General features: G+C 63.9%; 16 protein-coding genes and 1 tRNA gene. 8 read left to right on the forward strand and 9 right to left on the reverse strand.

The features are described from left to right. Positions 1-168: 168 nt before the first annotated feature. A complete protein-coding gene (locus JJT62_RS07055) occupies positions 169-855 on the reverse strand; it encodes an enoyl-CoA hydratase (protein ID WP_202071985.1) in 687 nt (228 codons plus the stop codon). 362 nt (positions 856-1,217) lie between these two features. Between JJT62_RS07055 and JJT62_RS07060 the strand changes: the two genes are divergently transcribed. Continuing rightward, positions 1,218-1,787 carry a hypothetical protein gene (locus tag JJT62_RS07060; RefSeq protein ID WP_202071986.1) on the forward strand — a complete coding sequence of 190 codons (570 nt, stop codon included), beginning with the start codon at positions 1,218-1,220 and terminating at the stop codon, positions 1,785-1,787. A 344-nt stretch (positions 1,788-2,131) separates the two neighbouring features. Here JJT62_RS07060 and JJT62_RS07065 read toward each other — a convergent pair whose 3' ends face one another. The 3 genes from JJT62_RS07065 to proS all read right to left on the reverse strand — a co-directional run bounded on the left by JJT62_RS07065 (position 2,132) and on the right by proS (position 5,806). Next, positions 2,132-2,815 (reverse strand): ABC transporter ATP-binding protein, encoded by a 684-nt coding sequence (locus tag JJT62_RS07065; RefSeq protein ID WP_202071987.1) that lies wholly within the window; start codon positions 2,813-2,815, stop codon positions 2,132-2,134. Positions 2,816-2,832: 17 nt separating this feature from the next. Next, complete coding sequence (locus tag JJT62_RS07070) at positions 2,833-4,134, reverse strand: lipoprotein-releasing ABC transporter permease subunit (protein ID WP_202071988.1); 1,302 nt, start codon at positions 4,132-4,134, stop codon at positions 2,833-2,835. Between the two features lie 328 nt (positions 4,135-4,462). After that, positions 4,463-5,806, reverse strand: a complete 1,344-nt coding sequence (proS, locus tag JJT62_RS07075) for a proline--tRNA ligase (protein ID WP_202071989.1) — start codon at positions 5,804-5,806, stop codon at positions 4,463-4,465. Between the two features lie 154 nt (positions 5,807-5,960). Here proS and JJT62_RS07080 point away from each other — a divergent pair, with 154 nt between their 5' ends. Together JJT62_RS07080 and JJT62_RS07085 are read left to right on the forward strand one after the other, a co-directional pair. Then, positions 5,961-6,257: a GNAT family N-acetyltransferase gene (locus JJT62_RS07080; RefSeq protein ID WP_202071990.1), complete on the forward strand. Its 297-nt coding sequence runs from the start codon at positions 5,961-5,963 to the stop codon at positions 6,255-6,257. 141 nt (positions 6,258-6,398) lie between these two features. Then, complete coding sequence (locus JJT62_RS07085) at positions 6,399-6,767, forward strand: endonuclease domain-containing protein (protein WP_202071991.1); 369 nt, start codon at positions 6,399-6,401, stop codon at positions 6,765-6,767. Between the two features lie 125 nt (positions 6,768-6,892). Here JJT62_RS07085 and JJT62_RS07090 read toward each other — a convergent pair whose 3' ends face one another. After that, positions 6,893-8,743 (reverse strand): ABC-F family ATP-binding cassette domain-containing protein, encoded by a 1,851-nt coding sequence (locus JJT62_RS07090; RefSeq protein ID WP_202071992.1) that lies wholly within the window; start codon positions 8,741-8,743, stop codon positions 6,893-6,895. A 154-nt stretch (positions 8,744-8,897) separates the two neighbouring features. Here JJT62_RS07090 and JJT62_RS19360 point away from each other — a divergent pair, with 154 nt between their 5' ends. Together JJT62_RS19360 and JJT62_RS07095 are read left to right on the forward strand one after the other, a co-directional pair. After that, the gene (locus JJT62_RS19360; protein WP_255537207.1) at positions 8,898-9,020 is read left to right on the forward strand and encodes a hypothetical protein; all 123 of its coding nucleotides are present in this window, start codon (positions 8,898-8,900) and stop codon (positions 9,018-9,020) included. 105 nt (positions 9,021-9,125) lie between these two features. Further along, positions 9,126-9,201: transfer RNA gene (locus JJT62_RS07095), tRNA-Glu, on the forward strand. Positions 9,202-9,254: 53 nt separating this feature from the next. Here the strand turns inward: JJT62_RS07095 and JJT62_RS07100 are convergent. From JJT62_RS07100 to JJT62_RS07110, 3 genes are all read right to left on the reverse strand, one after another. Further along, positions 9,255-9,752, reverse strand: a complete 498-nt coding sequence (locus JJT62_RS07100; protein ID WP_202071993.1) for a GNAT family N-acetyltransferase — start codon at positions 9,750-9,752, stop codon at positions 9,255-9,257. Next, the gene (locus JJT62_RS07105; RefSeq protein WP_370568497.1) at positions 9,725-10,060 is read right to left on the reverse strand and encodes a DUF1778 domain-containing protein; all 336 of its coding nucleotides are present in this window, start codon (positions 10,058-10,060) and stop codon (positions 9,725-9,727) included. Before JJT62_RS07105 ends, JJT62_RS07100 begins: the two co-directional genes overlap by 28 nt. Before the next feature lie 88 nt (positions 10,061-10,148). Continuing rightward, on the reverse strand, positions 10,149-10,340 hold the full coding sequence (locus JJT62_RS07110; protein ID WP_202071994.1) for a hypothetical protein: 192 nt from the start codon (positions 10,338-10,340) through the stop codon (positions 10,149-10,151). Between the two features lie 413 nt (positions 10,341-10,753). Here JJT62_RS07110 and JJT62_RS07115 point away from each other — a divergent pair, with 413 nt between their 5' ends. The 3 genes from JJT62_RS07115 to JJT62_RS07125 all read left to right on the forward strand — a co-directional run bounded on the left by JJT62_RS07115 (position 10,754) and on the right by JJT62_RS07125 (position 12,659). Further along, entirely contained in the window at positions 10,754-11,131 is a 378-nt protein-coding gene (locus tag JJT62_RS07115) for a hypothetical protein (protein ID WP_202071995.1), read from the forward strand. Between the two features lie 89 nt (positions 11,132-11,220). Further along, a complete protein-coding gene (gene gspG / locus JJT62_RS07120) occupies positions 11,221-11,700 on the forward strand; it encodes a type II secretion system major pseudopilin GspG (protein WP_202071996.1) in 480 nt (159 codons plus the stop codon). Then, a complete protein-coding gene (locus JJT62_RS07125) occupies positions 11,697-12,659 on the forward strand; it encodes a general secretion pathway protein GspK (RefSeq protein WP_202071997.1) in 963 nt (320 codons plus the stop codon). Before gspG ends, JJT62_RS07125 begins: the two co-directional genes overlap by 4 nt. Here the strand turns inward: JJT62_RS07125 and gspD are convergent, their stop codons facing one another. Then, a complete protein-coding gene (gene gspD / locus JJT62_RS07130) occupies positions 12,660-15,071 on the reverse strand; it encodes a type II secretion system secretin GspD (RefSeq protein WP_305076398.1) in 2,412 nt (803 codons plus the stop codon). Between the last annotated feature and the right edge of the window lie 229 nt (positions 15,072-15,300).

Genomic DNA, 15,300 nt, shown 5'->3' on the forward strand with positions numbered 1-15,300 from the left:
GAAGAAGCGGGCGTTGCTCGCTAATGTTTACCGCTTTCGCATCGGCGCGGCGTGGATGGCCGCGACAAGCGCGGCCATGACGCTGGAACACGTCTGCTCGTTAACCCGAATTCTGTCAGCCCACTTGGGAAAGCCCCAATGCGAGCTGTTCGAGTGGAAACAGCCTGACTATCGATGCACGATGTCGATGACCGGCCGCCGATCGATCGGCGGTTCGGCCATGCGCTGCGCGCGGAAGATTGCGTGGGACGCGTTATAGTGCCGGTCGAATTGCGTCAGATAGGTCGAGATGCCGGAAAACTCTGGCTGCGCCGGCACAACATCCCTGACCAGCATCAGATCGCGCGCCTCGGCGGCTGAAAGGGTTTGCTCGCTTTCGATCAACCGCTCCGTTCTGGAAAAGCCGATCCGGCGACCGACCGCGGCATAGAGGCCGAAAAGGTCGAAGGGTTCGCCGGCAAAGGAAAAACACGCTTCCCTTTCAGCCACGATCGCAGCGCAATTCATGGCAAAATCGAAATCCAGACCGGCAAGAAGCGAACGCGCCCATGCGATCGTGATGACGGGGGTGTCGATAATCAGCTCCGCAGTGGCCGCCACCATTTCCGCGAAACCGTCCGGCGCGACCGCCGCGCCGGCGCCTTCGGCGAAGTCGAACACCAGAAATCTCAGTTGCGGCTGCTCGCCGCCGGCGATCTCACGCAGGACGCCGGAGATCTTGTGAGCGCTGGCGCGATCGAACCCCGGCCGGCTTTTGGAGAGAACCAGCGCTTCGCGCTGCCGGAGCCAATGCGTTCGTACGCCAGTTGAAGTATTTGTAAACGCAGACCAATCTTTACTCGAAACAACTCTCATGACCGCCTCTACGCAAGAGTTAATAAAAGTTTAACGCAAAATTCGAAAAATCGCTAAGGTGAATTAATCCTTGGAGGCGACTCAACTTGGACATGGTTAACGGGAAGACGATCGCCGGACTGGCGGAAGCTATCCTGCCTTGCGGCGCGTAAAGCGCCTGGCAGTCTGTGTGGCCGAAGGTCGCAAGACAGGCGCCTCGAACTTGATATATGCTAACCGCGGGATGCCGGTTGCGCCCTTCGCTCGTTGGCGCAAGGTCGCGGCCGCCTCATCGCCGGGGGCCGCCCCCCGGTCGACGCGCCGGTGAGATAAAGCCGCTCGGCAAAGAAGCGGCGCAAGGTTTGTTCAAAGGGAGGAACAGAATGAAAATGCGCTTTCTCGTCGCCATGACGCTGGCGACGGTCGGTTGGGTCGCCCAGGCGCACGCGCATGGCGACGTCGGCTCCAACCAGGGCCAGTGCCTCATGAAGATCGGCCCCGACACGATGAGCTTCACGGGCTATCAGCCGCTGAAATCGCGCGAGCAATTTTGCGACGACATTCCCGACGCCGGCCCCACCATCATCACCCTCGACGCTCAGCAGGACGAGCTGCGCGACATGAACCTCGAGATGCGCGTGCTGCGCGACGTCGGCCAGAAGGACGACAATGAGAATCTCGAGGCGAACACCGAGTATTTCTCGCCGCCGAAGAAGTACAAGACCGGCACGCTGACCTTCGATCACAACTTCCAGAAGGAAGGCAAATATATCGGCCTCGTGAAGGCCAGGAGCGACGACGGCACGAAGGAATATGTCGCCCGCTTCCCCTTCTCGGTCGGCTTGACCGCCACCAAGGACATCACCATCGCCGTCTTCTTCGCGGCTTTGGCCGCGGTCGGCTTCGGCCTCTGGTACAAGGCCCAGTTCGTGGACAAGAAGAAGGCGTCCTGATCGGGCGCGGGAGCTGACGCCCCTCGTGCTCCGAGACGCCTGCTACGCAGGCTCCTCAGCATGAGGGGCTTCTAATATGGTTTCCAGTTGAACAGCTCGCCTTGGTGCTTGTCATTCCCGGCGGGCTGAAAGCCCGACCGGGAACCCAGCGCCTCCCGTCATTGCGAGCGAAGCGAAGCAATCCAGCGCAGCGATGTGGCCCTGGATTGCTTCGTCGCTTACGCTCCTCGCAATGACGGCGGACCAAGGTAGCGCTGGTTTTGCTCTGGATTCCCGATCGCTCGCGCCGTGAGCGTCGGGAATGGCGCCGACCCGAAGGCGGCCCGATCGGCCGCCTTCGCCTTTTACGGCAGCTCCTCGACACGGCCGTCGCGTAGCGTGACGCGGCGGTCCATTTGTTCTGCGAGGTCCAGATTATGCGTCGCGATGAGCGCGGCGAGGCCCGAGTGGCGGGCGAGCGTCAGCAAGGTCGCGAAGACATGCTCCGCCGTACGTGGGTCGAGATTGCCGGTCGGCTCATCCGCGAGAAGCAAATGCGGCGCATTGGCGACCGCCCGCGCGATGGCGACGCGCTGCTGCTCGCCCCCCGACAGTTCCGACGGCCGATGCGACGCGCGCGTCCCGAGGCGCAGATACTCCAATAATTGCTGCGCGCGGCCCTCGGCGTCCTTACGGCCGAGGCCGTTGATCATCTGCGGCAGGACGACATTCTCCAGCGCCGAGAACTCCGGCAGCAGATGATGGAACTGATAAACGAAGCCAATGGCGGAGCGACGCAGGCTGGTGCGCTCCCGGTCGTTCATCTTCGAGGTCGGCGCCGAATTGATCAGCGTCTCCCCGCCGTCGGCGCGCTCCAGAAGCCCGGCGATGTGCAGCAGCGTGGATTTGCCGGCGCCAGAGGGGGCGACCAGCGCGACCGTCTCGCCCGGATAGATCGCGAGATCGACGTCGACGAGAATATCGAGGCGCGCATCGCCTTCGCGGTAGTGCCGCGCAATATTGCGCAGTTCGAGAACGGCTTCGCTCATGCCCTCATCTCTCGCGCTTATTCATGCCGCAGCGCTTCGATCGGATCGAGCGAAGCGGCTTTCCAGGCGGGGAAGATCGAGGCGAGAACGGCGAGAACGAGCGTCATGACGACGATCATCGTCACTTCGCGCGGATCGACGATCGCCGGCAGCCGCGACAGAAAGTAGAATTCCGCCGGGAAAAGATTGGCGTCGAAGGCCTTGTTCAGGAAGGAACGGATCGTCTCCAGATTCGACGCGATCAGCAATCCGAGCAGGAAACCGGCGATCGTGCCGACAACGCCGATCGACGCGCCGATGAGCAGAAAGATGCGCAGCACCGAGCCGCGCGACGCGCCCATGGTACGCAGGATCGCGATGTCGCGCGTCTTGTCCTTCACCAGCATGGTGAGGCCGGAAATGATGTTGAAGGCCGCGACGATGACGATCAGCGTCAGGATGATGAAGAGGATGTTCTTCTCCACCTGCAGCGTGTCGAAGAAGGTCTTGTTGCGCTGGCGCCAGTCGGTGATCATCATCGGCCGCCCGACCGCCTTGTCGAGTTGCGCGCGCAACTGATCCATCTTCTCGGGATCGTCGACGAAGACCTCGACGACCGTCGCCTCTTTGTCGCGATTGAAGAAGACCTGCGCCTCGGCGAGCGGCATATAGACGAAGACATTGTCGAATTCCGACATGCCGATCGAAAAGATCGCCGCCACCGTATAGGCCTTGATGCGCGGCGCGACGCCGAAGGGCGTCTGCGCGCCCTTGGCGATCAACAGGCTCACCTTGTCGCCGACGGTGACGCCGAGCGTCTCCGCCAGCCGCTGGCCGATGGCGACGCCTTCGCCTTTGTCGAAGCCCTCCAGCGCCCCGATTTTTACATTTCCGGCGATGCCCGGCAGACGCACGAGGTCCTTCTCGCGAATACCGCGCACGAGGACGCCCGACTGCCCGAATTGCGTGGAAATGCCGGCGGCGCCCTCGACCATCGGAATGGCGAGCTTCACCCCCGGGACGGCCGACGCCTTGGTGGAAACGTCTTCCCAATCGGTGAGCGGCGTCTCCACGGCCTGCAGAAAGGCATGGCCGTTGACGCCCATGATCTTGTCCATCAGCTCGCGATGGAAGCCGTTCATGACCGAGGTCACGACGATCAGCGTGGCGACGCCGAGCATGATGCCGAGGAAAGAGAAGCCGGCGATGACCGAGACGAAGCCATCGGCGCGGCGCGCGCGCAGATAGCGCAGCGCCACCATCCATTCGAAGGACGCAAAGGCCCTTGTCCGGGAGACGGGCTGCGCGCCCTCGAAAGCTTCCGCGGTTGCTTCGCTCATATAGCCATCCTTCAATGGCGAGGTGTTACTGGCGCGCCTGAAGGCGCGCGGTCCATATCGCCCCCCGGACCGCGCGCCTTCAGGCGCGCTAACCGATACCGGCCCAATCGTTTGCGAGCCTGAAGGCTCGCGGTCCACTTCGCCGCCCGGACCGCGCGCCTTCAGGCGCGCTAGCCGATACCGGCGCCGATCGTTTGCGAGCCGGAAGGCTCGCGGTCCCACATCGCCCCTCGACCGTGCGCCTTCAGGCGCGCTAACCAATACCGGCGTCGATCGTTTGCGAGCCTGAAGGCTCGCGGTCCCACATCGCCTCCCGGACCGCGCGCCCTCACACACCCGCCTGCTTGATCGCCGCGACGATGCGCGTCACGGCGTCCGCCGGCGCCAGCATTTCACGCTCGCCGGTCTTGCGGCGCTTCACCTCGACATGGCCCTCGGCGAGCCCCTTCGGACCCACGAGAATCTGCCAAGGCAGGCCGATCAGATCGAGCGTGGCGAATTTCGCGCCCGGACGTTCGTCGCGATCGTCGTGCAGCACGTCGAGCCCTGCGTTTTCGAGCTGCTGGACAAGCTCGCCGCAGACCTTGCCGGTGCCCGCGTCGCCGACCTTGAGATCGGCCACGCCGACATGGAAGGGCGCCACCGTCTCCGGCCACACGATGCCGGCCTCGTCATGGCCGGCCTCGATGATGGCGGCGACGAGACGCGACGGGCCGATGCCATAGGAACCCATTTGCACGACGACCTCCTTGCCGTCGGGGCCGTTCACCACGGCCTTCATGGGTTCCGAATATTTGGTTCCGAAGTAGAAAATATGGCCGACTTCGATTCCGCGCGCGGAAAGTTTCGCGTCGTCCGGCACCGCCGCGAAAGCCTCCGCGTCATGCATCTCGCTGGTCGCGGCGTAGCGGCTGGTCCAACTGTCCACGATCCCCTGCAGCGCTGCGGCGTCGTCGAAATCGACATTGGCCGACGGCGGCGCATAGGAAAGGAAGTCTTTGTGGCAGAAAACCTCGCTCTCTCCCGTCTCCGCGAGGATAATGAATTCATGCGAGAGATTGCCGCCGATCGGGCCGGTCTCGGCCTTCATGGGGATGGCGGTGAGCCCCATGCGCGCGAAGGTGCGCAGGTACGCCACGAACATTTTGTTGTAGGAGTGGCGCGCACCCTCGGCGGTGAGATCGAAGGAATAGGCGTCCTTCATGAGGAATTCGCGCGAGCGCATGACGCCAAAGCGCGGGCGCACCTCGTCGCGGAACTTCCACTGGATATGATAGAGATTGAGCGGGAGATCCTTGTAGGAGCGCACATAGGCGCGGAAGATCTCCGTGACCATCTCCTCATTGGTCGGGCCGAAGAGCATCTCACGATCATGACGATCGTTGATGCGGAGCATCTCCTTGCCATAGGCGTCGTAGCGGCCGGATTCGCGCCAGAGGTCCGCCGACTGGATCGTCGGCATGAGCAACTCGACAGCGCCGGCGCGGTTCTGCTCCTCGCGGATGATGCGGGTGATGTTGTTCAGGACTTTGAGGCCCAGCGGCAGCCAGGCGTAGATGCCGGCGGATTCCTGCCGGATCATGCCCGCCCGCAGCATCAGCCGGTGCGAGACGATCTCGGCTTCTTTCGGAGTCTCGCGCAGGATGGGCAGGAAATAACGGGACAGGCGCATGGGGGCTTCCACTGAGACGATTCGAGGAGAGAGAGCATAGCGACGGCTCCCGGGCGGTTGAAGCGCGGGCGGACGGAAAAGGCAAGCTTTCCCGCGCCGGCCTTTCCTTTCCCGCGCCGCGGCGCCATGTCGGGAGCATGAACGGGAGGAAGGAATGGGAGAGAGCTTTGCCGTGCGCGATAACTCGGCCCGGAGCCGCTTCGAACTCGATCTCGACGGGTCGATGGCGCTCGCGGAATATACGCTCGACGACGGGGTGATGACCTTCACCCACACGGAAACGCCCCCTGCCCTGCAGGGCCGCGGCGCGGCGTCGAAGCTGATCCACGAGGCGCTATTGGCGGCGCGGGCGCGCGGGCTGAAGGTGCGAGCGACGTGTTCTTTTGTGGTGGCTTATTTGGAGCGGCATCCGGAGTTTGCGGATTTGACGCCCTCATCCGACCCTCGCTGACGCGAGGGCCACCTTCTCCCGCTTGCGGGAGAAGGTTAGGATCGTCGGAGATGATCGCGAGTATTGCAACGCGACTCCTTCTCCCGCGTGCGGGAGAAGGTGGCCCCTGCGTCAGCAGGGGTCGGATGAGGGCCCAGCCACATGCGCAACGACACGCCGAAAGCCCGCGTCACCCAGGCCCGCCGCCTGCGTCGCAATATGACGGTCGCCGAGGACATGCTCTGGCGCTGCTTACGTGGCCGCGGCTTCGAGGGGCTGAAGTTCCGCCGGCAGGTCCCGATTGGTCCTTACATTGCTGACTTCGCCTGCCTCGAACGCCGGCTCATCGTCGAGCTGGACGGCCGGCCGCATGAGGAGCCGGAGCAGCAGGAACATGACCGTCGGCGGGATGCTTGGTTTTTCGCGAACGGGTGGCGGGTGCTGCGGCTGGATAATGAGCGGGTGATTGGGGGTGCGGCGCTGAACGATATTGCTTTGTGGATGCGGCCGCCCTCATCCGACCCTCGCTGACGCGAGGGCCACCTTCTCCCGCAGGCGGGAGAAGGAGAGAACACCGAGGTTTCAGGACACGCGACTCCTTCTCCCGCTTGCGGGAGAAGGTGGCCCCGCAAAGCGGGGTCGGATGAGGGCCCGCCTCACCCCTCCGCCTCGGCCGCCAGCTCCAGCCACTGCTCCTCCGCCAAAGCCAGCGCCTTCGCCAGCTCCTCGCGCTGCGCCGCGAGCTTTGCCGCCTCCTGCGGATTGCGCGAAAACGCGTCAGGCGCGGCGAGCATCTCATCGACGCGCCCGAGAAGCTGGGTGAATTTCTCGACCTTCGCCTCCGCCTCCGCCAGCTTGCGGCGATAGAAACCCGCGTCGCGCCGCTTGGGCGCCGTCTCGGCCGCCGGCGCCGGAGCCGCCTCGCGCTTGGGCTCCTCCGCCTTGGTCTTGGACAACACCAGCCTGGCGTAGTCGTCCATATCGCCGTCGAAGGGCTTCACCGTCCCATCCGCCACGAGCCATAGCCGGTCGGCGCAGGCCTCCAGCAGATAGCGGTCGTGCGAGACCAGCACCACCGCCCCCTCATAGTCGTTGATCGCCTCGATCAGCGCGGCGCGGCTGTCGATGTCGAGATGGTTCGTCGGCTCGTCGAGAATAAGAAGATGCGGCGCGTTGAACGCCGTGACGCCCATGAGCAGCCGCGCCTTCTCGCCGCCCGAGAGATGCGCCACTTTGGTGTCGGCCCGCGCGCCCGAAAAACCCGTCTGCGCCGCCCGCGCCCGCACCCGCGCCTCGGGGGCGTCCGGCATCAGCCGCGAGAAGACGAGATAAGGCGTGTCGTTCTCATTGAGATCGTCGACCTGATGCTGGGCGAAGAAGCCCGCCTCCAGCTTCGCCGCGCGCACCATATTGCCGGCCATGGGCGACAGCCGCCCGCCGAGCAGCTTGGCGAAGGTCGATTTGCCGTTGCCATTCGCGCCCAGGAGGCCGATGCGGTCGTCGTTGGAGATGGAGAGCGACAGGCGTGACAGCACCACGCGCTCGCCATAGCCGATGGAAACCCTCTCCAGCGCGATGATCGGCGGCGACAAGGGCTTCTCGGGCGACGGGAGATAGATCGGCAGCACGCTGTCGTCGACGATCGCCGCGACCGGCTCCATCCGCTCCAGCATTTTGAGGCGCGATTGGGCTTGGCGCGCCTTGGTCGCCTTGGCGCGGAAGCGGTCGACGAATTCCTGCAGATGCTTGCGCTGCTCTTCCTGTTTCTTGGCGCCTTTGGCGGCCAGCAGCGCGGCCTCGCGCCGTTGTTTCTCGAAGGATGAGTAATTGCCCTTGTAGAGCGTCAGCCTGCCCCGCTCGAGATGCAGAATATGCGTCGCCACGTCGTCGAGCAGGTCGCGGTCGTGGCTGATGACCAGCACGCTCGCCGGATAGCGGGCGAGATAATCGACAAGCCAGAGCGTGCCTTCGAGGTCGAGATAGTTGGTCGGCTCGTCGAGCAGCAGAAGGTCGGGCGCGGAGAAGAGCACCGCCGCGAGCGCCACGCGCATGCGCCAGCCGCCGGAGAACTCCGACAGCGGCCGCTGCTGGGCTTCCGCGTCGAAGCCCAGGCCGTGGAGAATCGCCGCCGCGCGCGCCGGCGCGGAATGGGCGTCGATGTCAGCGAGGCGGGTCTGAATCTCGGCGATGTCATGCCCGTCATGCGCGGTCTCGGCGCGGGCGAGAAGCTCAGCGCGTTCGACGTCGGCCGCCAGCACGAAGTCGATGAGCCGGGTCGGCCCGCCCGGAGCCTCCTGCTCGACGCGGCCCAGCCGCGTGCGGGCCGGAAGGGCGATATTGCCCGATTCGGCGGCAATCTCCCCGGCGATGAGGCGAAAAAGCGTCGTCTTGCCGGCGCCGTTGCGCCCCACGAAGCCGGCGCGGGCGCGACCGGGCAGAAAGACGCCCGCCTTGTCGAAGAGCAGCCGGTCGCCGAGGCGGTAGGTGAGATCATTGATGGTGAGCATGGCCGTGAGCCCAGTAACAGGCTCGGACGGGCGCGCCTAGAGAATTTAGACGCCGGCGCCGACGCCCTCCGGCACGCTGATTGCTACTCGATTGCCGCAAGAAGAAGACAAGGGGGCCCAAGGCGCATCAAGCTGAGATGAAAGGCGTTCGCTCATGCACCCGGACATGGAAGCCTATCTTTGGATCACGGTGAAAGCCTTCGGCTTCGCGCTCGTGGGGATATACGCCTCGCGCATCGCCCTGCACGCCTATGACATTCTGAGATGGGGAATTTGAGCCACTTATCCCCCATCCGGGGCAAATCGCGCATCATCGAGGCTTGTCTTGCGCGCCGCGCCCCTCTATACAGCCCTCGCTGCGCCGCCTGAGCGGCGCAAGCCCGCGCCCATCGTCTAGAGGCCTAGGACGTCGCCCTTTCACGGCGAAAACAGGGGTTCGAATCCCCTTGGGCGCGCCATTTCACCACCATAAAGAATTCGAACGCCCTTGCGCCAGATGTCGTCCTGGCAGCTAGCGAAGCGATGCTGCAATATCAGCGATCGATCTGAAAAGTACGAGAGGATCGTCTTTCGAGGGAAGGAAGCCGCGACGCGCCCAGAACGCGGCCGCTTCGCCGTCGACCGCTTTAACAACCAGGGCCCGACCTCCAATGAGGCTCGCAGCCGCGACACACCGCTGCAAAGCGTGCTTGAGCAGGCCCGTGCCAATTCCCTTGCCGATCCAGCTCCGATCGGTCGCGAGCTGTCCCAGTAGCAGGCATGGAACAGGGTCGAGCGGTTGCCCGGTCCGAATGGACCTGGGCAGCAGTGCCGGCACGATCGCCGTTGGCGCAAGACCGTAGTAGCCGATGACACGATTCATCTCGTGAACGACCATAACCGCTGTGAAGCCTTTTTCTTGGTTCGAAAGCGCCCGCGTTTTGAGCCAGCGGTCGAGAGATGACTTTCCGCAGGAGAACTCGTCGAGAATGTGAGTCGCCGTCAGCGGTTCGGGGCGGGAGATCGCCAAGCCTCAGCCCTCTCGGCATCCGAATCACCGGTCTCCCACGGCGCCGCACGTTGGGAAAGCTCGACGATCTCCGGCGCCGAGGTGGCTGGTCCAGACAATGCCGCCACGAACGCTTCGAAACCGGCGGCAGTCATCCGAATGGGCGCCGTCTCCATCAGCACGTCTTCGGCCGCGCGTACGGCTGCGTCGCGCACGAAGTCGGTGCGCGAGCGACCGCGTAGCGCGGCCGCCCGATCGATGATGGCGAGATCGGCTTCCGGCAACCGCATCGAAAGCGGATGCTCTTTGCGCACGACGGCTCGGGACACGAGGAACCCTCCATTTGCGCCCATCCATATCCGTTTGTAGCGCATTTTACAATACAAAATTTTGAATGAGCTGCCCCGCGTCATCGATTCAGTTCAACGTCCGCCAGCTACCGCGGACGACGATAGTCGCCCCCGACCCGCTTTTCTCGGCTTTCTCCGACGCCTCGTCAGCGTCGGCGATCGCCATTGCGACGGCGGCGTCGTCGGGCGGGCGGTTGAGATCGGAACTGTTGGGTTCCGCGAGGAAATCGAAACGCGCAATGTAGATGAGTTCGAGCATTTTTCCCTCCATCCGGCGAGGGCCTGTTTCAAACCCGAAAATCGTGCGCTCCGAGACTTTCGACATTATTAAGAGGTCGGACCAAGGCGACGCAGTCTTGAAGGGAACCGGGACAGAGGCGCCAAAGACCCTGCGCAATCTCACAATTGGCTGCGCATGAGCGGTAGCGTCGCCGCGCGCAGGGCTCCAGATTGCGCCTGTCTCGCGCTTCTGCCCAGCGTGAGATACAGGCCCGGCGCATCCTCGCTATGACTGCGCCGGGCCAAATCATTTTTGGATACGCCCCGCCGACGTCATCCGCCCGGCAAACGAAGCCCTCCCCTGCCCGCTTAAAAAGCGATCCAAGATTGCTCCGGCCTTGAATCGACCTTACACACGATTCAATTTCCTTCGCCCAGTCGCTGGAGCTGCATATGGCGTCCCGCTTCGCATTCATAATCCGACTCCTGCTCGGCGGCGCCTTGCTGTTGCCTGGCCCTTCGGCCTCGGGGCAGATCAGCATGAAGCCCGAGTCGCTCACCCATTACTCTTACTGCGTCAGCAATGCGAAGGATCGCAGCAGCGTCTTCTTGCTGGATCGCGGCACGCTTTATCGCTGCGGCGACGATATTGCAGTGTCATATTTCAATTATCTTGGCCGGCAAAAAGCACCGGAGAAGCGCGCCGTCGAGGCTGAGGGCGTCTTCGTCTACCGGATGATCGCCGGCGTCGGAAAATGCTGGAACAAGATCGAGGACGCTTACGGCAATCCGATGTCGGTATATGGCTGCGACATTTACGTCGAGCTCTGAGCGTTAATAGCGTTCGACGCTCACGATCGTCATTGGGGCAGGAAGCCGGCTTGCCGTGCAGGCAATCGGCGAAAAACGGGAAATAAGAAATGCAAAAGGGATTTGAACGATCGTCGAAAGCGCGGACGGCGCGCCGTAATCGCTTCCTGCGCGTTCGCGGCCGTCGAGCCGGCTTCACGCTTGTCGAAATGCTGGTCGTGCTCGCGATCATCGGCTCGATCGTCGGTCTCGTCGGGCCGCGCGTGCTGAACTATCTGTCGGAATCCAAGGTGAAGACGGCGCAGATTCAAATGGAGAATCTTTCCAGCGCGCTCGACCTCTTCTACCTCGACGCGGGTCGTTACCCCTCGACAGAGGAAGGATTGAACGCGCTGGTGCAGCGGCCGGCGGGCGTCTCCTCCTGGAGCGGCCCCTATCTGAAAGCGGCCGGCGTTCCCAAAGACCCCTGGGGCCATGCCTATCTCTACCGCGCGCCGGGCCAGAGCGGGCCTTACGACGTCGGCTCGCTCGGGCCGGAAGGGCGCGAAGGCGGCGCCGGCGCGTTATCCCGCAGCGCCCCGTCGAAATGACGCGATTTAAGTTTGCTTCCGCGCGCCGCAAGAGGCGCGCGGGATTTGCCCTGCTCGCGGTGATTTGGGGCACGGGCCTAATTGCAATGATGGTCGTCGCCTTCATGACGTCCGGGCGTCTGAGGCTGCAGACCGCGCATAATATCGCCGGCGCCACGCAGGCGAGTTTCATCGCCGAAAGCGCCATCAATCTCGCCACGCTGACCCTGCTCTCGAAACGCGACGCGGCGGTCGGGGGGCCGAGCGCCGAACCCGCCGTCTACGACGGCGCGCCGAGCTTCTGCGTCCTCGACGGCGCGGCAATCGCGCTGGGGATAGAGGAGGAAGGCGGCAAAATCGACCTCAACGCCGCGACGCCGGAATTGCTGCAACTGGCGCTGGCCGGAATCGGGCTCGACCAACGCGCCGCGAAAGCCGTCGCCAATGCGATCGTCTCTTTCCGCACGGCCGCGGCGCCGGGTCAGATCGCCCCGACGCCGGCGTCTGATAAGCCCATCGAGCCGAAGCATGGATTGTTCGAGACCGTTCTGGAGCTCGATCAGGTTTCGGGCGTCGATCCGGCGCTGTTTCGCGCGTTGATCCCGCTCGTGACGGTCCATTCCCGCAGCCCGGGAATAGATCCTCAGACGAGCCCTCCAGCGCTGTTCGCGGCGCTCAGCAATTTTCCTGCGGAGCAGGTCGGGCTGCTCGCGGCGACGCCTTACCCCAACCAGCTCAACCGCAAAGACTCGCGTTTTCCGATGAATTTCGTTCAGCTCGCCGACCACGGCGCCTATCTGATTCACGCCGAAGCGCTGCTCGCCTCGGGTCAGACCAGCGCCAAGGACGCAATTGTCGATATGCGGCCGTCGAGCGGCAAGCCGTTCGCGCTCAAAGAAATGCGCCGCGGCTCCTCCAGATATGCGCAAAGGCTTCGCGAGGTGATCGCGAGCAATGGAGCGGGCGTTCCCGACTGCTGATCAGCGCGTCTCGCGGTCGGTGCGCCAAGGGCTCTTCGACCAGGGGTCGAGGAAGGTGCGCCGCGCCGATTGCTCGATGTCGTGCGGGCGGCCGATCGCGCGCGTCGAGATGTTGAGCAGCTTGCGCTTATATTCCTCTGTGATCTCGCGGCCTTCGCTGAGCGAGCGCACCACATGCGGCGTGATCATGATCACCAGCTCGCTCTTGAGGATCGTGTTGCCCTTGTCCTTGAACAGATTGCCGACCAGCGGCACGTCGCCGGCGACCGGCACCTGGGCGCTGCCGTTGCCATTTTGATCTTTGACGAGTCCCCCGAGCATCAAGGACTCGCCATCATTGACGACAACCTGCGTCTTCACCCGGCGCTGCTGAATGGTCGGCGTCGTGCTGCCCGCCGCGGTATTGGGGTCGACATTGGAGACCTCCTGCTCGAGCTCCAGCATCACGCGACCGCTCTCGCTGATATGCGGCGTGATTTTCAAAATGACGCCCGTATTGGTGTAGTTGACCGAGTTGAACGTATTGCCGATCGCCGAGACGCTGGTCAGCGTCTGAACGGGAATCTGATCGCCGACCTGCAGCATCGCCTCGCGATTGTCGAGAACCGTCAGCGACGGCGTCGAGATGATGTTGACGTCGGTAATCGTGTTCAGCGCATTGAAAGTTACCTGCTGATTGAGAGCGCGGAAGGCGTAAGCAAAACCGGGGAACACGGCGCCAACCGGCGCGCCGAGGAGATTCGATCCGAGCAGATCATTGGGAGCCGGCGCTTTTCCCGCGCCGCTCGAAAAGCCGAAAAGGTTGGAATGGCTCTGCATGAACCAGCGAACGCCGAAACGCAGCGTGTCGTTGAGGCTGACCTCCGCGATCGTGGCTTCCAGGAAGACTTGGTTCGGCAGCACGTCGAGTGTCTCGATCACCTGCCGGATGCGACGATAATCCTCTGGCGTCGCCATGACGATCAGGGCGTTCTTGGCGTCGTCGACGCCGATCTTGTAGCGGTCGTTGTCCATGCTGACGGCGGGCGTGGGCCCAGGCGCCGCGCCGTTCTGCGCGCCGCCCGGAACGCTGAAGCCGCTGATGCTGCTGGGACTGCCGACGCCGCCGCTCAAGCCGCCGCCCCCGCCGAGGCCGCCGCCCATCCCGCCGCCGCCGCCCAGGCCGCCGTTCGAAGCAACGCCGCCGCCGCTGACGCCCGACGTCGGTCCCGACGCCGATAGCGCGCCGAGCGGGCTCGTCGCCCCCTGCCCGCCGCCCAAGCCGCCGCCAAAGCCATTGCCCGATGACAGCGACGATTGGCCGAAACGCGGCGAGACGCTGGAATCCCCCTGGCCCTTGGCGCCGAAGATCGAGGTCAGAACCGTCATCAGCTCTTTGGCGGGACGGTTCTGGACGCGATAGGTGAAGAACTGTTTCTCGGCGTGCTCGGCGCGGGCGTCGAGCTTCTCGATCCAGGTGCGGGCGCGGGCGAGATATTGCGGCTGCGACGAAATGACAAGGATCGACGAGAGCCGCTTATTGCCGATGAAGCGGATCATCCCGCCCATCGGCCCCTCCTTTTCGGAGCCGAAGACATTTTTGAGATCGTCGGCGAGCAAGTCGGCGTCGCCGCTGCGCACCGGCACCAACGCGAAAGACATGCCTTTCATCGTGTCGATGTCGAACATGTCGATGGCGTCTTGCAGGGTCGCGAGGTCCTGGGGCGCGCCGGTGAGCGTCAATGTGTTGCGGGCGTCGTCAGCGCGAACAATGGCCCCGCGCGCCGCGATCGGCTCCAGTACGCGCTTCATCTCGGCGGCGGACACATAGCGCAACTGCACGACGCGCGCGCCCTCGCCGAATTGGGCGGCGTCGAGGGGCGTGGAGTCGCTGGTGATCACTTCGCCGGAGATGGCGGCCTGATCGCTCGGAACGATCTTGTAGATAGTGCCGGATTTGACGACCGACGCGCCGGAGACCCGCAGCGCGGACTGAAACAGATCGAGCGCCGCGCTCTTGCGAACCGGATTGGCGGTATGGATCGTCACCTTGCCGTCGAGCTTGGGATCGACGACGAAATCCGCGCCCAATATATCGCCGACGACGATCTTGGCCGCCTGCGGGATCGGGAGATTGGCTAGATTGAGGGTTACGCCCTCTTCGTTAACCGGATCGGATGGGCCGGACCGCCCTCTGCTCGAGCCAATAAACCTGCCTGTGCCCTCGGCGACAAGGGCCCGCCCATTGGCGGTTCTGGGCCGCAGCAGCCCCTCTGAACGCCTTCCGCCGCCGTCGCTCCGCTCCGAACGGGAGATCGGCTCGACGTTCCACTCGGCGATCGGGGGGCCCCCGCCAGCCCCGGTCGTCGACCCGCACCCAGCGACGCTCGCGACAGCCAAAGCCAGAAGAGAGGCTTTAATTTCAACACGCAAATCCGAAACCCGTGATTTGGCCGCCACGCCTACTCGAACGCGACGAGGCTTAACACGTTTGCGCAAGCGTCGCCACGAGAACAGGGCTCGGATAAGCCGCTCGAGCTGAACTATTATGAAACGTCGCTGCATGTTAGGGAGATTCTGCGGCGACAGGGCAACCCACGCCTGCCGTAGGAGAGCCGCGGAGACGGCAAGACCGGGGCGCCCCGCGCGAAGCCTGTGGATG

The sequence above is a fragment of the Methylocystis sp. Sn-Cys genome, from assembly GCF_016745395.1.
In the GTDB taxonomy this organism is placed as follows: domain Bacteria; phylum Pseudomonadota; class Alphaproteobacteria; order Rhizobiales; family Beijerinckiaceae; genus Methylocystis; species Methylocystis iwaonis.